This is a genomic window from Pseudomonas sp. UBA4617 (assembly GCF_002386445.1).
Taxonomy (GTDB): domain Bacteria; phylum Pseudomonadota; class Gammaproteobacteria; order Pseudomonadales; family Pseudomonadaceae; genus Aquipseudomonas.
In genome coordinates this window covers 208,225-231,737 of the sequence record NZ_DGIR01000027.1, presented here as the reverse complement: position 1 = coordinate 231,737, position 23,513 = coordinate 208,225, and the positions used below count along the sequence as shown (strand labels likewise).

Below are 23,513 nucleotides of genomic sequence, written 5' to 3'. Positions count from 1 at the left end.
GGCGTATAAACTGCACCCACTTTTGGCCGGTCGCTTCCTGAACCGGCCGCTGAAACAAGAGAATCGACATGGGCGCACAGTGGAAAGCCAAACATAAAGAAGCCGCGGCCAACGCCAAAGGCAAGATCATGGGCAAGCTGTCCAAAGAGATCCAGATCGCCGCCAAGTCCGGCGCCGACCCTGACATGAACCCGCGCCTGCGCCTGGCCATCGAGCAGGCCAAGAAGGCCTCGATGACCCGCGAAACCCTGGAACGCGCCATCCGCAAGGGCGCGGGCCTGGACGGCGATGCCGTGCAGTACTCGGCGGTCAGCTACGAAGGCTTCGCCCCGCACCAGGTGCCGCTGATCGTCGAGTGCCTGACCGACAACGTCAACCGCACCGTCGCACAGATCCGCGTGCTGTTCCGCAAGGGCCAGCTGGGTGCCAGCGGCTCGGTGGCCTGGGACTTCAACCACGTCGGCCTGATCGAAGCCACCGCCAACGGTGACGCCGACCCGGAAATGGCGGCCATCGAGGCCGGTGCCCAGGACTTCGAGGAAGGCGACGAAGAAGGTTCGACCCTGTTCATCACCGACACCACCGACCTGGATGCGGTGCAGAAGGCCCTGCCGGAACATGGCTTCACCGTGACCTCGGCGAAGATCGGCTACACCCCGAAGAACCCGGTCAGCGCAGCCAGCCTGAGTGCCGAGGCGCTGGCCGAGGTGGAAGCGTTCCTCGAGGCCATCGACGAGAACGATGATGTACAGAACGTGTACGTCGGCCTGACTGACTGATCCGTGTAATCGGGGCCGCTTCGCGGCCCATCGCGACGCAAGGCCGCTCCTGCAGGGGCGGTTTCCGACATAGGCTCGGCTGGCCCCTGCAGGAGCGGCCTTGTGTCGCGAAACGAGGGCAAGGCCCTTGCCCGCAGTCTGGAGCCGAACCCGATGAACCCCACCTTCGCCTCCCTCAGCCTCGCCCACCTGCGTACCCTCGACCACCTGTTGCAGCTGAAGAACCTCAGCCACGCCGCCAAGCGCCTGGGCGTCAGCCAGTCCGCCCTGAGCCGCCAGCTGGCCCACCTGCGCGAAGCCTTCGACGACCCTTTGCTGGTTCGCCAGGGCCGTGGCTACGTGCTCAGCGAGCACGCCGAAGCGCTGGTCGAACCTTTGCGCCAGATACTCGAAGAGCTGCACGCCCTGCGCCAGCCCGCAGTGTTCGACCCGGCGCGTTGCGAGCGGCGCTTCTGCCTGGCCGCTTCGGACTACGTGGCCGATCACATGCTGCCGCTGCTGGTGGCGGCGCTGGAGCGCGAAGCCCCGGGCGTATCGCTGGAATACCGGACATGGCAAGCCGGCCAGTACGCCTTGCTGGCCAGTGGCGAGATCGACCTGGCCACCACCTTGTTCGACGAGTCGCCGCCCAACCTGCACGGTCGCCTGCTTGGCGAGGACCGCGCGGTGTGCCTGATGCGCCACGACCACCCGCTGGCCGCCTGCGGCGCGCTCAGCCAGGCCGACTACCTGGCGCACAAGCATGTGCGAATTTCCGGCGGTGGCGACAAGGACAGTTTCATCGACCGCCACCTGCGCGCCCAAGGGCTGCAGCGGCGGGTCAGCCTGGAAGTGCCGTTCTTTTCCGCCACCGTGCAGGTGATCGCCAACAGCCAGGCGCTGGCCACCGTGCCGGAACACATCGCCCGGCAGCTGTGCCGCCTGCATCCGCTGGCCTGGCGGCCGCTGGGCTTCATCGACCACAGCCAGCGCTACTGGGTGGTGTGGCACCAGCGCCTGCAGGCTTCGGCAGAGCATCGCTGGCTGCGCAACCGGGTGTTCGAGTTGTGGCGCCAGTCGCAGTTCGGTGTGCAGGGCGGGCATGCGGGTTTGCCATAGCAGGTATGCGCAAGGCGGGGTTATTCACTTCGGGACAGGTGCCTAGACTAGGGCCATTGTGCTGCCTGTAGCGGCCTCTTCGCGGGTAGACCCACTCCTACAAACGATGCAGTACCTGTAGGAGCGGGTTTACCCGCGAAGAGGCCAGTACAGGCACCGACCCACCCACAGGAGCCCCCACGTGACCCCCGAACAATTCCGCCAGTACGGCCACCAACTGATCGACCTGATCGCCGACTACCGCCAGACCGTCGGCGAACGCCCGGTCATGGCCCAGGTCGAGCCCGGTTACCTGAAGGCCGCCTTGCCCGGCAGCGCCCCGCAGCAAGGCGAACCCTTCGAAGCGATCATCGACGACGTCAACCAGTTGGTGGTGCCCGGCCTGTCCCACTGGCAGCACCCGGATTTCTACGGCTACTTTCCTTCCAACGGTACCCTGTCATCGGTGCTCGGCGACTTTCTCAGCACCGGCCTGGGCGTGCTTGGCCTGTCCTGGCAGTCCAGCCCGGCCCTGAGCGAGCTGGAGGAAACCACCCTCGACTGGCTGCGCCAGCTGCTCGGCCTGTCCGACCAGTGGAGCGGGGTAATTCAGGATACCGCGTCGACCAGCACCCTGGTGGCGCTGATCTGTGCCCGTGAACGCGCCAGCGACTACGCCCTGGTGCGTGGTGGCCTGCAAGCCCAGACCAGGCCGCTGGTCGTCTACGTCAGTGCCCATGCCCACAGCTCGGTGGACAAGGCGGCGCTGCTGGCCGGTTTTGGCCGCGACAACATCCGCCTGATTCCGACCGACGAACACTACGCCTTGCGCCCGCAAGCACTGCAGGCGGCCATCGAACACGACCTGGCCGCCGGTAACCAGCCCTGCGCCGTGGTAGCCACTACCGGCACCACCGCCACCACGGCCCTCGACCCGCTGCGCCTGATCGGCGAAATCGCCCAGGCCCATGGCCTGTGGCTGCATGTGGATTCGGCAATGGCCGGCTCGGCGATGATCCTGCCGGAATGCCGCTGGATGTGGGATGGCATCGAGCTGGCCGACTCGGTGGTGGTCAATGCGCACAAGTGGCTGGGCGTCGCCTTCGATTGCTCGATCTACTACGTGCGCGACCCGCAGCACCTGATACGGGTGATGAGCACCAACCCCAGCTACCTGCAGTCGGCGGTGGATGGCGAGGTGAAGAACCTGCGTGACTGGGGCATCCCGCTGGGGCGGCGGTTCCGCGCGCTTAAGCTGTGGTTCATGTTGCGTAGCGAGGGCGTTGAAGCGTTGCAGACGCGGTTGCGCCGTGACCTGGACAATGCCCAGTGGCTGGCTGCGCAGGTCAATGCGGCGGCGAATTGGGAAGTGCTGGCGCCCGTGCCGTTGCAGACCTTGTGCATTCGCCATCGGCCGGCGGGGCTGGAAGGCGAGGCGCTGGATGCGCATACCAAGGGTTGGGCCGAGCGGCTGAATGCTTCCGGGGATGCCTATGTGACGCCGGCGACGCTGGACGGGCGCTGGATGGTGCGGGTGTCGATCGGGGCGCTGCCGACCGAGCGGGCGGATGTCGAGCGGTTGTGGCAGCGGTTGCAGGCGGTGGCCGAAGGTTGAAATCGCCGGGGGGCGCAAAGCGCCCCCCGGCAATGCATCAGTGGCTCACTGCCTGCAGGCTGCCTTTGCGGCTGGCTTCATACGCTTCTTTTTCCATCGGCTTGGCCTGCGGGTTACCCAGGTCTTCCATCGCCAAGCGATGGGTTTCCGGGGCAATGTAGGCCGCCAGGGCGCACACGCAGGTGATGAAGAACGCCAGGCCACCGATCACCAGCGGGATGTTGTCCGAGCCGGGCGGGGCGACCAGGGCGAACAGCGCCGGCAGCATGGCGGTCAGCATGGTGCCGATATTCTGGGCGATGGCCATGGCCGACACGCGGTAGCGGGTCTGGAACAGCTCCGGGTAGAAGCTGGGGAACACCGCGTTGTAACCCTGGTAGACCATGCCCCACATGACGACCGAGGTAGCGAACGCCAGCGGTACGTTGTGGATGCTGATTGCATACAGGTAGACGAAGGCCAGCAGGCCCGAGCCCAGGCAGCCTGCGATCATGGTCGGGCGGCGGCCGATCTTGTCGGAGAGGTTGCCAACGAACGGAATCACCAGCACCGCGACGATGTTGCCGACCACCGGGATCCACAGGTACACGCTCTTGTCGAAGCCGATGCCATAGGCCGGCTGCACTGCGTAGGCGGCACCGAAGATGGTGGCCACCACCGGGATGACGTTCATCAGGGCCATGAACATCACCAGCACCATGTGTTTCCAGCTGTGGCGGAAGGCTTCGCGGATTGGCGACTTGGCGACCTTGTCCTGTTTCTCTTCCTTCACGAACGCCGGGGTCTCGTGCACTTCCTTGCGGATGATGAAGCCGGCCACCAGCACCAAGGCGCTCATCAGGAACGGAATGCGCCAGCCCCATTCACTGAAGGCTTCACTCGGCATGAAGTAGGCCAGTGGCAGGAACACCGCTGCTGCCAGGACCTGGCCGGCCTGGACACCCTGCAGGGTGAAACTGGCGTAATAGCCTCTTCGCCCGAACGGCGCATGCTCCATGATCATGGAACTGGCGCCGGAGATTTCGCCGGCCACGGCAAAGCCCTGGATCAGGCGCAATACCACCAGCAAGGCGGGGGCGAGGTAACCGATGTCGTGGTAGGTAGGTAGCAGGCCCACGGCCATGGTCGACAGGCCCATCAGGAACATGCACAGCAGCAGTACGTTCTTGCGCCCGCGTGTGTCACCCCAGTGGCCGAGTACGAAGGCACCGACCGGGCGCGCCAGGTAGCCGACACCGTAGGTGGCCAGCGAGGCAATGATGGCCATTTTCGGGTCAGTGTTGGGGAAGAATATCTGCGGGAAAATCAGCGCGGCGGCCTGGGCGTAGATGAAAAAGTCGTAGTACTCGAGTGCCGAGCCTATCCATCCACTGGCGGTCGCTTTTTTCGCTTGCGAGCTGGAGTGAGCCATCGTTGTCTCCGTTGTTATTGTTGTTTGCGCAGGTTCGGCCATCGCTTTCGCAAGGGCAGGGGGCAGCGGTCGGTGGGCCTGCGTTGTGGTTCATGTTGACCACGGGCCAGCGGTGTAGCAATTCGTCAAAACGGGTTTTGTGCGGTAATCGAACGCAAAACTAACCATTCCGTACAAAGAGATTGAAGCGCCGACGCTACCTGCGAATAATCGATCGTGCCAGAAACGGTGACCGCTGGTTTTCCTCCGCCTGGCACCGTCAGCCTCCAACAACAAGGAACTCCCGCCATGCAGCGTTCGATCGCCACCGTGTCCTTGAGCGGCACCCTGCCGGAAAAGCTCGAAGCCATCGCCGCCGCCGGTTTTGACGGCGTCGAGATCTTCGAGAACGACTTGCTCTATTACGCCGGCAGCCCGCGCCAGGTGCGGCAGATGTGTGCCGATGCGGGTCTTGCCATCACCCTGTTCCAGCCATTCCGCGACTTTGAAGGCTGCCGCCGCGAACGCCTGCAGAAAAACCTCGACCGTGCCGAGCGCAAGTTCGATCTGATGCAGGAGTTGGGCACCGACCTGGTGCTGGTGTGCAGCAACGTCCAGGCCGATGCCCTGGGTGAAGAACAATTGCTGGTCGATGACCTGCGCCTGCTGGCCGAGCACGCCGGCAAACGCGGCCTGCGCATTGGTTACGAAGCCCTGGCCTGGGGCCGCCATGTCAATACCTACCAGCAAGTCTGGAACCTGGTGCGCCAGGCCGACCACCCATCGCTCGGGGTGATCCTCGACAGCTTCCACACGCTGTCACTGAAGGGCGACCCGCAGGCGATCCGCGACATTCCCGGCGACAAGATCTTCTTCGTGCAAATGGCCGATGCGCCGATCCTGGCCATGGACGTGCTGGAGTGGAGCCGCCACTTCCGCTGTTTCCCGGGGCAGGGCGAGATGGACATGGCCGGCTTCCTGGCACCGATCCTTGCCACCGGCTACCGTGGCCCGCTGTCGCTGGAAATATTCAATGACGGTTTCCGCGCCGCACCGCCGCGGCAGAATGCCGCCGACGGCCTGCGCTCGCTGCTGTACCTTGAAGAACAGACCCGGCTGCACCTGGAGCAGGAGGGTACGCCGATCGAACCCGGTGTGCTGTTCACCCCACCGGCGGCGAGCAGCTATGACGGCGTCGAGTTTCTCGAATTCGCGGTTGACGAAGCCGTTGGCGCGCGCCTGGGCAGCTGGTTGAAGCGCCTGGGCTTTGCCGAAGCCGGCAAGCACCGCAGCAAAGAGGTGCAACTGCTGCGCCAGGGCGATATCAATATCGTCCTGAATGCCGAACCCTATTCCTTCGGCCACAACTTCTTCGAGGCCCATGGCCCATCGCTGTGCGCCACTGCGCTGCGGGTCAAGGACCAGCAAGCGGCGCTGAAGCGGGCCACTGCCTTGCGTGGCCAGCCGTTCCGTGGCCTGGTCGGCCCCAATGAATGCGAAGTCCCGGCGGTACGTGCGCCGGATGGCAGCCTGCTGTACCTGGTGGAGCAGGGTACGGCCGGCCAGACCCTGTATGACACCGACTTCAGCCTGGACAAGAACGCCACCGCCACCGGTGGCCTGCGCCGCATCGACCACATGGCGCTGGCCCTGCCGGCTGAATCGCTGGACAGCTGGGTGCTGTTCTACAAGGCCCTGTTCGACTTCGCCGCCGACGATGAAGTGGTGCTGCCCGACCCCTACGGCCTGGTCAAGAGCCGCGCCCTGCGCAGCCAGTGCGGCACCTTGCGCCTGCCGCTGAACATTTCGGAAAACCGCAACACCGCGATCGCCCATGCGCTGTCCAGCTACCGTGGTTCAGGCGTACACCACATCGCGTTCGATTGCGACGACATCTTCCGTGAAGTGGCGCGTGCCAAGCTGGCCGGGGTGCCACTGCTGGAGATACCGCTGAACTACTACGACGACCTGGCCGCGCGCTTCGATTTCGACGACGAGTTCCTTAGCGAATTGGCGTACTACAACGTGCTGTACGACCGTGATGCGCAGGGTGGCGAGCTGTTCCACGTGTACACCGAACCGTTCGAGGAGCGTTTTTTCTTCGAGATCATCCAGCGCAAGAGCGGCTATGCCGGCTATGGTGCGGCCAACGTGGCGGTGCGCCTGGCGGCCATGGCCAAGGCACGCAGTGGCGTAGCGCGCAAGCCGGTGCTCTGAGCGCTGCCGGCAGCCCGCGCGGCGTCCAGCAGTGCCGGCTCGGCGTCGACACCCGCCGCCTCGATGCCACGCTCGCCCGCGGCGCGCAGCAACCAGCCCTCACCGCAGCCGCGGTCCGGCACACGCTGGGGTTGACGGCCCAGGATGGCCAACAGGATGGCTTGGTCGGTGACCGCCGTGCCGACCAGTCCGCAGGCCTCGAAATCCAGCAAGCGGCAGCAATACCGGGTGGTACTCAGTTGCTCACCACCAGCTCCGGCCCGAGGTAGTCGTTGATCTGCTGGATGTCGTCATCGCCCAGGCTGCCCACCGACGACGCCAGGCGCAGCCGTGACATCAGGTAGTTCAGCTTTGCCTCGAACAGGTCATGGCGGGCGTCATACAGCAACTCTTCGGCGTTGAGTACATCCGAGTTGGTGCTGGTGCCGCCTTCCTTGAAGCCCTTGCGGGTCGAGGTCAGTGAGCGTTCGTTGGAGGCTACGGCTTTTTCCAGTGCCTGGATACGCAAGGCGCCACTCTGCACGCCGCGGAACTCCCGGGTGGTGCCGGAAATCACCTCCTGGCGGGTGGCGTCCAGCTCATCCAGGGCCTTGGCGCTGTTGGCGCTGGCCTGGCGGGTCAGGGCGCTGGTACCACCTCCGCTGTACAGCGGGATGTTCAGTTCCAGGCCGATCGAGCTGTAATGGTTGCGCTGGTTAAGCTCGGAAATCGACTGGCTGCTGCCGGCGGTATAGCCCGCGACGAAATCCAGGGTCGGCCAGTGCCCGGCGCGGGCGCGTTTCACTTCTTCCTCGGCCAGCGCATGGTTGTGTCGACGGGCATGAATCAGCGGGCTGTCGGCCTGGGCCTTGACCAGCCAGTCCTGCAAGTTGCCCGGCATCAGCGGCGGGGTGCTGAAGCCTGGCTGCAAGGTGGTCAGCGACTGCGGCGTTTCACCAATGTATTCCTCCAGCTTGCGCCGGGCATTGACCAGGTTGTCCTGGGCTTCGATCAGGTCGGCTTCGGCCAGGTCGCGACGGGCGACCGACTCGTCGATGTCAGTGATGGTGCCGGCACCCAGCTCCATGCGCCGCTTCGCCGACGCCAATTGCTCCTCGAAGGCGTTCAGCTTGGCCTTGGCCAAAGTGATGGTTTCGCTGGCCAGCAGCACGTCGAAGTAGGCATCGGCCAGGCGTACCGCGGCGTCCTGGCTCTTGGCATCGAACACCGCAACGCTGTATTCGGCACGTTGCTGGCCCTGGCGGTATTCGGCCATCTTCTGCTTGTTGAACAACGGTTGGCGCAGGCGCACGTTGGCGCCCTTGGAATCGTAGTCCAGGTCGCTGTCCCGGCCATTCTGCCGCTGGCTGCCATTGACCTTGTTGAAGTAGCCCGCAGCATTGATCTGCGGGAGCAGGCCGGCCTGGCCGATGGCGCGGTTTTCGCTGCCGGCCTCTTTCTCGTGAACCGCAGCGCGGTAGATCGGACCCTGGTACTGCAGCAGGTCCCAGGCTTGCTTGAGGTCCATGGCACTGGCCTGTACGGACAACCCCAACAGGCACAACATCAGGCACGGGCGATTCATGTCATTGCTCCTTGAACGAGGCGTCCATGCGTTCGAGCATCGGCTTGAGCAGGTAACTGAGCAGGTTGCGCTCACCGGTCTTGATGGTGACAGTGGCCGGCATGCCGGGGCGGATGTGGTTGCTGCCCAGCAGGCCCATGCCGGCCTGCGTCACCTCCACCTGAGCCAGGTAGAACGGCTGCTTGCTTTCTTCATCCATCAGGCGGTCGGCGGAAATGGTCTTGACCCGCCCTGGAATATTTGGCGTCTGGGCATGGTTGAAGGCAGGGAAGGCGATATCCACATCCAGGCCGGGGACCATCTTGTCGATCGCCTGTACCGGGATCATCGCGTCCACCTGCAGCGGCTGGTCGAGCGGCACGACTTCCATGATCCTGGCCCCAGCCTGGATGATGCCGCCGACCGTGGCGATGCTCAGGGCCTGGACCATGCCATCGATCGGCGAGCGGATCACGGTGTGGGTCACTTCATAGTCCAGCGCCCGCAGGCGGTCGGCCAAGGTGGTGTTTTCCTTGGCGGTGTCGGTCAGTTGCGACTCCACTTCCTTCAGGTAGTCGTGCTGGCGCTGCAGGATGCGCAGCTTGATCTCGGTGGCCTGGCTGCGTGCCCGGGCAATATTGTTGAGGTTTTCGGCCTGGCCGGCGGACAGGTCGGCATTGTTGCGTTCCAGCTCCAGCAGGCGGTTGCGTGGCACATAACCTTCGGCGGCCAGCACCCGGGTGCCTTGCAGTTCCTGGTTGAGGAAACCGATCTGCGAGGCGCGCGCGCCATACACCTGCTGCAGGCCCTTGAGCTGCACCGCCGTGGCGGCCAGGTTTTCCTCGAGGATGCTCAGCTCACCGGCCAGTCCGGCGCGGCGGGTGTCCAGCAGCCGTTGCTGCAGGTCCATGGCCGCCAGCAGGCGCGGGTCGTTTTGATAGTGCTTGAGCAGGGCGGGGTCGAAGGTGATCGTGTCACGGCCGTCGCGCTCGGCTTCCAGGCGGTTTTCCACGGTTTTGCTGACGATGTACTGGGCACTGACCGCACCCTGTTCGGCCACCGCGCGCAGCGCATCGAGGCGAACCACCTCCTGGCCCTTCTTCACCACATCGCCTTCGCGTACCAGGATCGCCTCGACCGTGCCGCCGGTCAGGTGCTGTACCGCCTTGCGATTGCTGGTGACCTTCACCGTGCCCGTGGCCACCACCCCGGCATCCAGTGGCGCCAGGCACGACCATAGCAGGAAACCGCCAAAGCCGGCGATGACCAGCCATATGCCCCAGCGTGCCGGGCGGCTGGCATCCAGGTCGATCAGATTGCGGGCCTCTGCAGGAATCAATTCGGCGTGGTGGGTCATCTGCATGATCGGTTACTCCCGTACTTTTACCGAAGCCAGCGGCGCCGCGCTGCCCGCCGGGATCACACTGGCCTTGCGCAACGCCGCGAACACTTCATCGCGGCTGCCGAGCATGTGCACGGCACCGTCACGCAGCATCAGTACCTTGTCGACCGCGCACAGCACATTGGGCCGGTGGGATATCAGGATCACGGTAGCCCCGCGTGCCTTGAGTTCGGCCAATGCATCGACCAGGGCTTTTTCGCCGACGTCGTCGAGGTTGGCGTTGGGCTCGTCCAGCACCACCAGGTTAGGTTCACCGTACAGCGCACGGGCCAGGGCAATGCGCTGCTTCTGGCCGCCCGACAACGGCGTGCCATCGGCCGCCAGGCGGGTGTCGTAGCCCTGCGGGAAGCGCAGGATCATGTCGTGCACGCCGCTGCTGCGGGCCGCGCGAATGACTGCGTCGCTGTCCACTTCGGCAAAGCGGGCGATGTTCTCGGCGATGGTGCCCTCGAACAGCTCCACGTCCTGCGGCAGGTAGCCAAGCCAGGGGCCCAGCTCGGCCTTGTTCCAGGTGAAGATGTCGGCGCCGTCCAGGCGCACCTTGCCGGCCTGGGCCGGCCACACGCCGACCAGCAGGCGGGCGAGGGTAGACTTGCCGGAGGCCGACGGGCCAATGACGCCGAGGCTTTCACCCGGGGTCAGGCTGAAGCTCACCCCGCGTACGATGGGGTTGTTGGTCCCAGGGGCACCGGCGATCACGTTTTCCACGGCGAGCATGCCCAGCGGGCGCTGTAGCGACATGCTCGGTGGCCGCTGCGGGTAGTCGTGCAGCAGCTCGTTCAGCCGCCCCCAGGCGGACCGGCAGCCGAGCAACTGTTTCCACGAGGCGATCACCTGTTCCACCGGCCCCAGGGCACGGCCGGTGAGGATCGAGCAGGCAATCATCATGCCCGGGGTGATCTTGCCTTCGATCGCCAGCAGCGCGCCGGTACCGAGGATGACCGATTGCAAGGTGATGCGCACGAAACGCCCGGTGCTGCTGATCAGCGCCGCACGGTCGGAGGCCAGCGTCTGCATCTGCAGGATGCGCAGGTGGCCTTGGTACCAGCGCTTGCCGATCGCCGGCAGCATGCCCATGGCCTCGATCACTTCGGCATTGCGCAGGTTGTTGTTGGCGTAGCTGGCCGATGACAGGGCTGCCTGGTTGGCTTCGGCCAAGGGTTTTTGCGTGGCTTTCTCGGTGAGGTAGGCCAAGGCCACCAGGATCAGCGAGCCGACCAGCGTGACCAGCCCCAGCAGTGGGTGGATCAGGTAGCTGACCAGCAGATAGATCGGCGTCCAGGGCGCATCGAAGAAGGCGAACAGGCCGTTGCCGGTGAGAAACTGCCGCACCTGGGCCAGGTCCTGCAGGGCCTGGGCCGGGTTGCCGCCTGCACGGCTCAGGTTACGCTCGAAGGCGGCGCTGAAGATGCGCCGGTTGAGGTCCATGTCCAGGCCGTTGCCCACCCGGATCAATACGCGAGTGCGGATCATCTCCAGCGCCGACATCAGCAGGAACAGGCCGATCACCAGCAAGGTAAGCATGGTCAGGGTGGTGACGTTGCGGCTGACCAGGGCGCGGTCATACACCTGCAGCATATAAATAGATGGCGTCAACATCATGACGTTTATCACGCCGCTGAACGCGGCCAGGACGAAAAAGCTGCGCCGCAGGCGAAACAACACCTCTGCGAGTTCGGATCGGATGCGTGGCGACTTGTGCATCAGCGGCCTCCCTTCATCACAAAACGGGAAGGCCGTTGCGGCGCCCCGTACAGCGGTAGTCGTGGCTTCTGGTCGGCTCGCAGGCGGTTCGCTCTGGGGGCGAAATGGTCCAAGACGCTGCGTTGCTCCCACATGCTGGAGCGTAGGTTGCGACGAAACGCGCAGTAATATCATTTTGCTCTATGAATACATTGAACTTTTTATAAGTGCCAAAAAAACAGCTATTTGCAGCGCGTTATCATCGCCATGCGAATTTGTTGACGAAATATTGACAACCTTTTGTTCTGCGACTTTAGTCTGGTGTATTCGGACCCCCATGCGAGCTGGGGTCGATGCGTGTGCGTTACAGCTGTACCGCACCGTTTACACGGTTCCCGCTTTCCTGAGGGAGCCCGCTTGCCGGCGATGAGGCCAGTGGCGATTGCACAACCGTAGTGCCCAACTGCCCCCAGAACCCCGAACCAGAAACTGCGCACGTCAACACTGACTGGGCGCGGGAAGGACCCTGTTGCCCTGTGTGTCATCTCCCGACAGATCGAGGGCAATTCGAAATGGCCAATTTCAGCAAGTCGGACCTGGAATTCATCCTGCAACAGATCTTCATCGCCGAAGCCCACGCCGATGGCGCCAGCCTGAGCGACCTGCTGCCCAACAGCCAGGTACCGTTCGGCCTGCGTACCGTGGACGGCAGTTACAACAACCTGGTGACCGGGCAAAGCGAGTTCGGTGCCGCTGACAACTCGTTCCTGCGCCTGCTCAGCCCTTCCTTCAGCGGTGACTATGCCGGCACCGGTACGGTCGTCGATTCGCAGCCGCGCACCATCAGCAACCTCATCGTCGACCAGACAGGTAACAACCCGGCCGCAGTCGAGGCCAATGGTGACGCTGCGCCGGTGATCAGCCCCGGCATCGATGGGGTGTTCGGCACCGCCGACGACACCGAGGTGTTCTTCATCCCCAACGTGTCGCCCGATGTCGGCCTGACCGCCGGCTTCAACGCCTGGATGACCTTCTTTGGCCAGTTCTTCGACCATGGCCTGGACCTGGTTACCAAGAGCGGCACCGACATCGTGTTCATCCCGCTGCAGCCGGACGACCCGCTGTTCGATCCAAACAGCCCGACCAACTTCATGGTGCTGTCGCGCGCCGTCCGCACCACCGGTGCCGACGGCGTGGTGGGCACCGCCGATGACGGCCAGACCAACACCACGTCACCGTTCGTTGACCAGAGCCAGACCTACAGCTCGCATCCCTCGCATCAGGTGTTCCTGCGCGAATACACGCTGAACGCGGCCGGCGACCCGGTGGCGACCGGGCGGCTGATCACCAACCGCGACCTCGGTGCCGATGGCCTGTTCGGAACCAGCGACGATGGCAGCGGCGAAAGCGGCGGCATGGCCACCTGGGCAGTGGTCAAGGCCCAGGCCCGCGACCTGCTCGGCATCAACCTGACCGACGCCGACGTGCACCGCGTGCCGCTGCTGGCCACCGACGCCTACGGCAACTTCCTGCGCGGGCCTAACGGCATGCCGCAGGTGGTGATGCGCGTGAGCAATGGCGCCGACGGCATCGCCGGCACTGCCGACGACGTCACTACGCTGGTCGAAGGCAACCGCGCCGCACCGATCAGTCTGGCCAATGCGGTGAGCACCGGGCATGCATTCCTCGACGATATTGCCCACAATGCTGCGCCCGTGGTGGTGGGCGGTGTGCTGCAGGCCGATGCCGACACCGCCGTCGGCAATGCGCAGCCGGTAGGGCCGGGTGGCGCCAACCTGACCTATGACAACGAACTGCTCGACGCCCACTACATCGCCGGTGACGGCCGGGTGAACGAGAACATCGGCCTGACCGCCGTGCACCATGTGTTCCACTCCGAGCACAACCGCCTGGTGCAGCAGACCAAGGACACCTTGCTGGCGGCTGGCGACCTGGCGTTCCTCAACCAGTGGTTGATCGACGATGTCACCGCCATCCCCACCACGCCCGCCGAGATCGCTGCGCTGGTATGGGATGGCGAGCGGCTGTTCCAGGCTGCCAAGTTCGGCACCGAGATGCAGTACCAGCACCTGGTGTTCGAAGAGTTCGCCCGCACCATTCAGCCGCAGATCGACGAGTTTCTCGCCCCCAACGGCTACGACACTTCGATCAACCCGGCCATCCTCGCCGAGTTTGCCCACGTGGTGTACCGCTTCGGCCACTCGATGCTGACTGAAACCGTCGACCGCTTCGACCCGGCGTTCAACCCGCTATCCGCCGACCCCAACAACCCCGACCAGCAGCTTGGCCTGATCGCCGCCTTCCTCAACCCACTGGCCTTCGCCGGCAGTGGGGCCACCGCCGATGAGGCGGCTGGCGCGATCATCCGTGGCGTTACCCGTCAACTGGGTAACGAGATCGATGAATTCGTCACCGAGGCGCTGCGCAACAACCTGCTTGGCCTGCCGCTGGACCTGCCGGCACTGAACATCGCCCGTGGCCGCGACACCGGTATTCCCACCCTGAACGAGGCGCGCCGTGAATTCCATGCAATGTCCGGCGACAGCCAGCTCAAGCCGTACATCAGCTGGGTCGACTTTGCCGACCACCTCAAGCACGCGGCGTCGCTGATCAACTTCATCGCGGCCTACGGCACCCACGGCACCATCACCGGGGCCACCACCGAAGCCGACAAGCGCGCCGCTGCGGTGGCGCTGGTGCTCGGTGGTGACGGTGCGCCAGCCGACCGCCTGGACTTCCTCAACGGCACGGGTGCGTATGCCAACGTGACGCTGCCCGGCGCTGACGGCATCGCCGGCACCGCCGATGACATCAGCGGCGTGACCGTGACCGGTGTCGATGCCATCGACTTCTGGGTCGGCGGCCTGGCCGAGCAGAAGATGCCGTTTGGCGGCATGCTTGGCTCCAGTTTCAACTTCGTCTTTGAAACGCAACTGGAAGCCCTGCAGAACGGCGACCGCTTCTACTACCTGGCGCGCACGGCGGGCCTCAACTTCGGCACGGAGCTGGAGAACAACTCCTTCGCCAAGCTGATCATGCTCAACTCCGACGTGACCCACCTGTCCAACACCGTGTTCCTCACGCCAACGTTCACCCTCGAGGTGAACCAGGCCAACCAGTTCACCGGCCTGGGCGCCGATGGCCGGGCCGACCCGACTGGCGGGATCCAGGTCAACGGGGTAGAAATCGTACCGCTGGTGATTCGCGACAACCCGGATACCGTGGGCCCCGACAGCAACTTCCTGCACTACACCGGTGAAGATCATGTGGTGCTGGGTGGTACCGCCGGCAACGACATCATCATCTCCGGTGAAGGCGACGATACCGTCTACGGTGATGCCGGCAACGACACCCTTGAAGGCGGCGCAGGCAATGACGCGGTGCTGGGTGGCGCCGGTGACGACATCATCACCGACTCGTTCGGCGACAACCGCCTGGAAGGTAACGATGGCAACGACGTGATCGTCGCCGGCAGCATGCTGGTGGCCGGTAACCTGATCCTCGGCGGCAACGGCCAGGACTTCATCATCACTACCGAAGACATCTCCACCACCTTCGGTGGCCAGGGCGATGACTTCATTCTTGGCGCCAAGACCAACCTGCCACCTACCGGCAACGAAGGCGATGACTGGATCGAGAAGGGTACCCAGGACGGTGCCCCAGGCGACAACTTCGCGCCGCTGCTGGGTGACGAAGTGGTCGGCAACGATATCTTCGTCGGCGGCGCCGGCTTCGACGAGATGATCGGCGAGGGTGGCGACGACATCTTCGTCGGCAGTGACGCCCAGGACAAGATGGACGGCATGTCCGGTTTCGACTGGATCACCAACAAGAATGACCAGGTCGGCGTCACCGTCGACCTGACCCTGGCCGCCCTGGCTCAGCCTCATGGCAACGCGCCGAACCAGAACGCTGGCGTGTTCAACCCGGTCGGCGCATCGCCGGCCTCCATCCTCGACCGCTTTGCCGAGGTGGAGGGCGTGTCCGGTTCGAACTTCGCCGATGTGCTCAAGGGCGACAACGTCGATGCCGTGACCATCCTCAACCATGGTGGTGCCACCGGCAGCGCCTTGACCAATGTTGCGCTGATTCGCGGCCTGCAGCAGTTTCTGGCCGATGCCGGGTTACCGACCACCGGCTTTGCCACCGGCAACATCATGCTGGGCGGCAATGGCAGCGACCTGATCGAAGGCCGTGGCGGCGATGACCTGATCGACGGTGACAAGTGGCTCAACGTGCGCATCGCCGTGTATGCCGCGGATGACATCAATCACACCGGCCCCGAGATCGCCAGCTTCGACAGCATGGCCGACATGATCCCGTTCATGCTCGACCGCACCTACAACCCCGGCCAGCTCAAGGCCGTGCGCGAGATCCTGCCCGGCACCTCGAGCGGTGGTGCGGCCTTCGACACGGCGGTGTTCTCCGGGTTGCAGGGCGAGTACACGGTGACGCAGAACACCAAAGGTACGCTCGACACTGCCGATGATGTGTGGACCGTGACCGACAATGTGGCGGGTCGCGATGGCGTGGATACCTTGCTGCACATCGAACGCCTGCAGTTCGCCGACAGCCAGCGCGTGCTGGTGGAAGGGCTGAACGTCCAACCCACCGGCGGCCCGGCCATCACCGACGGCAACGGCGGTGCGATTACCGTGGGCGATGTGCTGACGGTGAACGTGGCCGGCGTGCTGGATGCCGACAACATCAGCGCCGCCAACCCGCTCGGCACGCTCGCCGACCGCTCGGTGTCGTACTACTGGCAGTTCGAGGCCACCCCCGGCAGTGGTGTGTTCGAGGACATCATCCTGCTGCCGGCCGGCGACCTGGCGTTCCAGAGCGCCGACGGCACCACCTTCAAGGTGTCGCCGGACCTGGCCGGGCTGAGCCTGCGGGTCAAGGCGATGTACCAGGACGCCCACGGCACCACCGAGGTGCTGTTCTCGCAACCCACGACCGTGGTACAGCCGGGTGCGCCTGTGGTACCGACGCCAGCCACGCCAGTGGTGGATGCCACTGCCGGCGGCGCCGGCCTGCACATGGTGCGCTCCGACCTCAACTTCATCCTCGACCAGATCAAGATCGCCGAGGCCGATGCCAACGGGGCGGACATCCTCTCGCTGCTGCCCAACATCCGCGCGCCACTGGGCCTGCGCGCGGTCGACGGTTCGAACAACAACCTGATGAACCTCAATGGCATCGACAATACCGGGTTCGGTGCCGCCGACAACGTCTTCCCGCGCGTGACCGACCCGGTGTTCAACCCGGCCGAAGGCGCACCGGCCGGCTTCTTCGGCCCCGGCTCGCCAGCCATTCCGGGCTCCTCGTACCAGCAGACCAGCGGCCCGGTGTTCGATTCGCAGCCGCGCACCATCAGCAACCTGGTCGTCGACCAGACCTCCAACAACCCGGCCGCCTATGCCACGGCGTATGACGCCGGTGCGGACGGCGTGCTCAACTTCGGCACGCCTGGCAATGACGACGTGCTCAAGGATGGCGTGCGCATCGTCGCCAGCCCGGGCCTGGACGGCCAGTTCGGCACTGCCGACGACCACGACGTGTACCTGTTCGAGAACACTGCCGCCGATGCTGGCCTGTCCGCGCCGTTCAACGCCTGGATGACCTTCTTCGGGCAGTTCTTCGACCATGGCCTGGACCTGGTGACCAAGGGCGGTTCGGGGACCATCTACATCCCGCTGAAACCGGATGACCCGCTGTACGTGGAGGGCGGTTTCACCAACTTCATGGTGGTCACCCGGGCCACCAACCTGCCCGGCGCGGATGGCGTGCTTGGCACGGCCGACGATATTCGCGAGCACACCAATACCACCACGCCGTTCGTGGACCAGAACCAGACCTACAGCTCTCATCCTTCGCACCAGGTGTTCCTGCGCGGCTACGTGCTGACCGATGGCGGGCCTGTTGCCACCGGCCAATTGATCACCAACCGGGACCTGGGCGCCGACGGCCGCTACGGTACCGCTGACGACACCGAAATCGGCGGCATGGCGACCTGGAAGGTAGTCAAGGCCCAGGCCCGCGACGTGCTCGGCATCAACCTGACCGACGCCGATGTGGACAACGTACCGCTGCTGGCAACCGACGCCTACGGCAACTTCATCAAGGGGCCCAATGGCTTCCCGATGGTGATCATGAAAGGCGCTGATGGCATTGCCGGCACGGCCGACGACCAGCAGGTCGAAGGCAACCCGGCGGCGCCGATCGACCTGACCAACGCCGTGCGTACCGGCCACCAGTTCCTCGCCGACATCGCCCACAATGCCGTACCGGTGTTCAGCGCTGGGGTGCTGGTGCCGGATGCCGACACCGACACCGGCAACGCCGTGCCGGTGAACCCGCAGACCGGTGCCAACCTGGCTTACGACAATGAACTGCTGGATGCGCACTACATAGCCGGCGACGGCCGGGTCAATGAAAACATCGGCCTGACCGCCGTGCATGCGATCTTCCACGCCGAGCACAATCGGCTGGTGGCACAGACCAAGGACACCGTGCTCGATTCGGGCGACCTGGCGTTCCTCAACGAGTGGCTGCTCAACCCGCTGACCGCGCTGCCGGCCAGCCAGGCCGAGATCGACGCGCTGGTGTGGAATGGCGAGCGGCTGTTCCAGGCGGCCAAGTTCGGTACCGAAATGCAGTACCAGCACCTGGTGTTCGAGGAGTTCGCCCGCACCGTGCAACCACGGGTCGACCTGTTCTTTGCCCCGACCCAGGTGTACGACGTCGACCTCGATGCATCGATCGTGGCCGAGTTCGCCCACACCGTGTACCGCTTCGGCCACTCGATGCTGACCGAGACCGTCGACCGCTTCGATGTCGACTTCAACGTCATCCAGGACCCGGCCAGTGCCAACCCGGACCAGCAACTGGGCCTGATCGCGGCGTTCCTCAACCCGCTGGCGTATGCCGCCAGTGGCGTCACTCCCGAGGATGCCACCAGCGCCATCGTGCGCGGGGTCACCCGCCAGGCCGGCAACGAAATCGACGAGTTCGTCACCGAGGCGCTGCGCAACAACCTGCTCGGCCTGCCGCTTGACCTGCCGGCGATCAACATCGCCCGTGGCCGCGACGTTGGCATCCCTTCGCTGAATGCCGTGCGTCGCGACATCTATGCGCAGACCGGCGACACCCAGCTCAAGCCGTACACCAGCTGGGTCGACCTGGTGCAGCACCTGAAACATCCGGAGTCGCTGATCAACTTCATCGCCGCCTACGGCACCCACAGCACCATCACCGACGCCACCACGTTGCTTGAGAAGCGTGCGGCAGCCATGGCCCTGGTGTTCGGTGGCGACGGCGCGCCAGCCGATCGCCTGGACTTCCTCAACAGCACTGGCGCCTATGCCAACGTCACCTTGCCTGGCAAGGATGGCGTACTGGGCACTGTCGATGACCTGCGCGCGGTGACCGTGACCGGGGTCGATGCCATCGACCTGTGGATTGGCGGCCTGGCCGAAGCGAAAACCCCGTTCGGCGGCATGCTCGGCACCACCTTCAACTTCGTGTTCGAAAACCAGATGGAGAAACTGCAGGACGGCGACCGCTTCTACTACCTGGAACGCACTGCCGGCCTGTCGATGAACGCCGAGCTGGAAAGCAACTCGTTCGCCAAGCTGATCATGGCCAACACCTCGGCCACCCACCTGCCGGGCCTGGTGTTCTCCGACCCAGGCTTCTACCTGGAAGTGGACCAGAGCAAGCAGTTCAACGAAGGCCTGGGCAATGTCGACCCACTGGGCGAAAACGGCGAGCAGGTGGTGTTCCGCGACAGCCCGCTCACGGCTGGCCCGGACACCAACTACATCCGTTATGCCGGTGCAGAGCACATCGTGCTGGGTGGCACCGAGGGTAACGACATCCTGGTGTCCAGCGAGGGTGACGATACGGTCTGGGGCGATGGCGGCAACGACCGCATCGAGGGTGGCGACGGCAACGATCAGCTGCGTGGCGGTGCCGGCGACGACATCATCAGCGACATGGGCGGTGACGACAATATCCAGGGCGGCGACGGCAACGATGTGCTGCACGGTGGTAATGGCGTCAACCTGATCATCGGCGGTTTCGGCAATGACTTCATCGTCACCGGTGAGGATGCCTCCGAAGCCATTGGCGGCCAGGGCAACGACTTTATCCTGGGCAGCAAGGCCAATGAGCAGGACATGGGCAACGAAGGCGACGACTGGATCGAGAAGGGCACCTCGGACGGTGCGCCTGGCGACAACTTCGACCCGCTCGGCAACGACCCGGTCATCGGCAACGACGTGTTCATCGGCGGCAACGAGAACGACAAGTTCAACGGTGAAGGCGGCGATGACATCATGGTCGGCAGCCTGGGCTTCGGTGACCGCTACATCGGTGGCTCCGGCTACGACTGGGCGACCTTCAAGGGCCTGGCCCAGGGCGTGACCATCGACTACAGCGACCGCTTCTTCGATGTGCCGCCAGTACCGGGCTCGGGCGCTTCTACCCTGGTGCGCTTCGATATCATGGAAGGCCTGTCGGGGTCGGCGCATGGCGACTTCCTGCGTGGTGACAACGCAGACGCTGCCAGCCTGCCGACCAACGGCGCCCACGGCAGCGTGCTGACCAACATTGGCCTGATCAACGGCCTGTCGGGCCTGCTGGCCGCCGGCGCGACGTTCTACGACGGTGGCAACATCATCCTCGGCGGCAGCGGCAGCGACCTGATCGAAGGCCGTGGCGGCGACGATGTCCTCGACGGTGACAAGTGGCTGAACGTGCGCATCAGCGTGCGCGCCAACAGCGACGGGACCGGCCCGGAAATCGCCAGCTACGACAGCATGGAGGCGATGGTGCCGCTGATGCTCAATGGCACCTACAACCCGGGCCAGCTGGTGATCGTGCGGGAAATCCTCGACGGCACCGACAGCTATGACACGGCAGTGTTCTCAGGGGTAGCGAGCGACTACAGCGTGGTGGTCGATGGCAACGCGGTGATCGTTACCGACCTGGTAGCAGGCCGTGACGGCGTCGACCGCCTGACCGGCATCGAGCGCCTGCAGTTCTCGGACAGCTCGCAGGCTTCCGGGGTGGGCACTGCCGTCAACGCCGGGCCGACCGGCAACCTGGCAATCCTCGACGCTGCCACCGGGCTGCGCAATGACACCTCGGTCAGCGGCCAGCTGCTGCGGGTAAGCAACCTGGCGGTGCACGATGCCGACAATGTCGGCGCCGGCAATGCGAGCGGTGCCGTCAACGGCCCTGTGGCGTACTACTGGCAAGTCGAGACGCTGCCAGGTTCGGGCGTCTATGAAGACATTACCTTTGTCGCTGCCGGAGAAGTGTCGCGGGCTACCGGCACCACTTACCGGGTCACGGATGATGTGGCGGGCCTGAACATCCGCGTACGCGGGGTGTACCAGGATGCCAAGGGCACGCTGGAAATCGTCGATTCGGCGCCGAACAGCGCTCCGAGCGCCGGGCCGACCGTGACCGGGCTGCTGGTGCAGAACCAGACCCTCACCGTCAACCCGGCAACCATCGTTGATGCCGACGGCCTGAGCAACCCCCAATTCACCTTCCAGTGGCAGTCCAACCGAGGCCTTGGCTGGGTCAACATTGCTGGCGCCATCAGCAGCACCTTCGTCCTTACCCAGGACCAGGTGGGGCAGAACATGCGGGTAGTGGTCAGCTACGTGGATGACTTCGGGGTGCAGGAAAGCATTGCTTCCGACATCCTCGACCCGGTGGCCAATGTCAATGATGCACCTGGCGGTGCCGTGCTGATCAGCGATACCACGCCAGCCCTGGGGCAGACGCTGACGGCACTTACCGGCAGTATTGCCGACCTGGACGGGCTGGGTGCGTTCAGCTTCCAGTGGCAGCAAGGTACTGGCGGCATCTTCACCAACATCATCGGTGCCACTGCGGTCACCTTCACCCCGGGCCTGGATCAGGGAGGTCAGCAACTGCGGGTGATCGTGCGCTACACCGATGGCTTCGGCGCGCAGGAGGCAGTAACTTCAGCGGCAACCGCGCCAGTGCCTGCCTTGACGCTGGTAGGCACCAACGGTCCGGATGTACTGAGCGGCAGTGCGGGCAACGACGTGATCTCCGGTCTGGACGGTGCCGACCTGTTGTTTGGCGGCCTTGGCAACGACATCCTCAACGGCGGGCTTGGCGCCGATACCATGACCGGCGGTGGTGGCAATGACACCTTCGTGGTCGACAACGTCGGCGACAGGGTAATCGAAGCGCTCAATGGCGGTGTCGACCTGGTGCAGACCAGCCTGGCCAGCTATACCCTGGGTGCCAACGTCGAAAACCTCACCTTTACCGGTGTGGGCAATTTCATCGGTGGCGGTAACGGGCTGGATAACATCATCATCGGCGGCGCTGGCAATGACCTGCTCAACGGCGGTGCAGGTGCCGACCGCCTGGTCGGTGGTTTGGGCAACGACACCTACCTGGTCGACAACGCCGGGGATGCGGTGGTCGAGGCTACGGGGGGCGGTACGGATACCGTGCGTACCACGCTGGCCAGCTACAACCTGGGCGCCAATGTCGAAAACCTGGTCTATACCGGGGCGGGTAACTTCATCGGCGGCGGTAACACGCTGGACAACATCATCACCGGCGGCGCTGGCAACGACCTGCTCAATGGCGGTGCGGGAGCGGACCGCCTGGTTGGTGGTCTCGGTGATGACACCTATGTAGTGGATAACGCTGGTGATGGGCTGATCGAGGTTGCTGCTGGCGGTACGGATACCGTGCGCACCACGCTGGCCAGCTACCGCATGACCAGCAATATCGAGAACCTGACCTATACCGGGCAGGGTGACTTCAGCGGTACTGGTAATACACTGGACAACACCATCAGAGGAGGCGCTGGCAACGACTTGCTCAATGGTGGCGCGGGTGCCGACCGCCTGGTGGGCGGTCTCGGCGATGACACCTATGTGGTGGATAATGCCGGGGATGGGTTGATCGAGGTCGTTGCGGGCGGAACGGATACCGTGCTCACTACGCTGGCCAGCTACCGCATGTCCGGCAACATCGAAAACCTCACCTTTACCGGGGTGGGTAACTTCAACGGTAGTGGTAACACGCTGGACAACATCATCAGAGGCGGGGCTGGCAATGACCTGCTCACTGGTGGGGCGGGCAACGACCAGCTGCTCGGTGGCATCGGTAACGATACCCTCAATAGTGGCGACGACCACGACAGCCTCGATGGCGGCCTTGGCAATGACGTCCTCAATGGTGGCGCAGGCAATGACACGCTGTTTGGTGGTGATGGCAACGACACCCTCTCCGGTGGCAGCGGCAGTGACTTCCTCAACGGTGCGGTTGGTGATGACACGGTCAACGGCGGGGCAGGCGACGATACCATGATGGCTACGGATGGCAATGATATCTTCCAGTTCGCCGCAGGCTTCGGTAATGACCTGATCATCAACTTCGACAGCAATGCAATCGGCGGCCAGGACCGGCTGGACATCACGGCCTTCAACATCACCGCGGCCACCTTTGCCGCCAACGTCACCATCGCCGATGTCGGCGACGATACGCTGGTCAGCATCGGTGCCAACGACTCTATTCGCCTGGTGGGAGTGGCGGATGCAACCACAGTGACTGCGGCGGACTTCAACCTGTCGGTGTGAGGAACCGAGAGACAAGCTGCTGGCTTGAAATGCACGGGCTTCCGGGCAGCCCGTCGCGGCAGAAGGCCGCTGCTGCAAGCGTTCGCGTAGCGCCTGCAACAGCGGCTTTGTGTCGTGACGGGCCGCGCCGGTTCAACGCCA

Annotated in this window: 9 protein-coding genes and 1 pseudogene; 5 read left to right on the top strand and 5 right to left on the bottom strand. The window is 64.3% G+C overall.

The genetic code is table 11. From position 1 onward, the window contains the following. Positions 1 to 68: 68 nt before the first annotated feature. The 3 genes from B4L76_RS13495 (at position 69) to B4L76_RS13485 (ending at position 3,471) form a co-directional block, all read left to right on the top strand. On the top strand, positions 69 to 779 hold the full coding sequence (locus B4L76_RS13495) for a YebC/PmpR family DNA-binding transcriptional regulator (RefSeq protein ID WP_170029433.1): 711 nt from the start codon (positions 69 to 71) through the stop codon (positions 777 to 779). Positions 780 to 932: 153 nt separating this feature from the next. After that, a complete protein-coding gene (locus B4L76_RS13490; protein ID WP_296233208.1) occupies positions 933 to 1,877 on the top strand; it encodes a LysR family transcriptional regulator in 945 nt (314 codons plus the stop codon). 181 nt (positions 1,878 to 2,058) lie between these two features. Then, positions 2,059 to 3,471, top strand: coding sequence for a DOPA decarboxylase (locus B4L76_RS13485; protein ID WP_296233129.1), 1,413 nt, complete (start codon positions 2,059 to 2,061; stop codon positions 3,469 to 3,471). A 37-nt stretch (positions 3,472 to 3,508) separates the two neighbouring features. Here B4L76_RS13485 and B4L76_RS13480 read toward each other — a convergent pair whose 3' ends face one another. Continuing rightward, entirely contained in the window at positions 3,509 to 4,882 is a 1,374-nt protein-coding gene (locus B4L76_RS13480; RefSeq protein WP_296233128.1) for an MFS transporter, read from the bottom strand. Positions 4,883 to 5,170: 288 nt separating this feature from the next. Here B4L76_RS13480 and quiC point away from each other — a divergent pair, with 288 nt between their 5' ends. Then, positions 5,171 to 7,078: a 3-dehydroshikimate dehydratase QuiC gene (gene quiC / locus B4L76_RS13475; protein ID WP_296233207.1), complete on the top strand. Its 1,908-nt coding sequence runs from the start codon at positions 5,171 to 5,173 to the stop codon at positions 7,076 to 7,078. Here the strand turns inward: quiC and B4L76_RS24355 are convergent. The 4 genes and pseudogenes from B4L76_RS24355 to B4L76_RS13455 all read right to left on the bottom strand — a co-directional run. Further along, a pseudogene (locus B4L76_RS24355) lies at positions 7,075 to 7,251 on the bottom strand (class I SAM-dependent methyltransferase); the annotation flags it as partial. The gene quiC and the pseudogene B4L76_RS24355 overlap by 4 nt on opposite strands. A gap of 62 nt (positions 7,252 to 7,313) precedes the next feature. Then, positions 7,314 to 8,642: a TolC family outer membrane protein gene (locus tag B4L76_RS13465; RefSeq protein ID WP_296233127.1), complete on the bottom strand. Its 1,329-nt coding sequence runs from the start codon at positions 8,640 to 8,642 to the stop codon at positions 7,314 to 7,316. Between the two features lies 1 nt (position 8,643). Next, positions 8,644 to 9,984, bottom strand: a complete 1,341-nt coding sequence (locus B4L76_RS13460) for an HlyD family type I secretion periplasmic adaptor subunit (RefSeq protein WP_296233126.1) — start codon at positions 9,982 to 9,984, stop codon at positions 8,644 to 8,646. A gap of 6 nt (positions 9,985 to 9,990) precedes the next feature. Further along, positions 9,991 to 11,727 carry a type I secretion system permease/ATPase gene (locus tag B4L76_RS13455; protein WP_296233124.1) on the bottom strand — a complete coding sequence of 579 codons (1,737 nt, stop codon included), beginning with the start codon at positions 11,725 to 11,727 and terminating at the stop codon, positions 9,991 to 9,993. Between the two features lie 551 nt (positions 11,728 to 12,278). Here B4L76_RS13455 and B4L76_RS13450 point away from each other — a divergent pair. Next, positions 12,279 to 23,372 carry a peroxidase family protein gene (locus tag B4L76_RS13450; protein WP_296233122.1) on the top strand — a complete coding sequence of 3,698 codons (11,094 nt, stop codon included), beginning with the start codon at positions 12,279 to 12,281 and terminating at the stop codon, positions 23,370 to 23,372. Positions 23,373 to 23,513 lie beyond the last annotated feature (141 nt).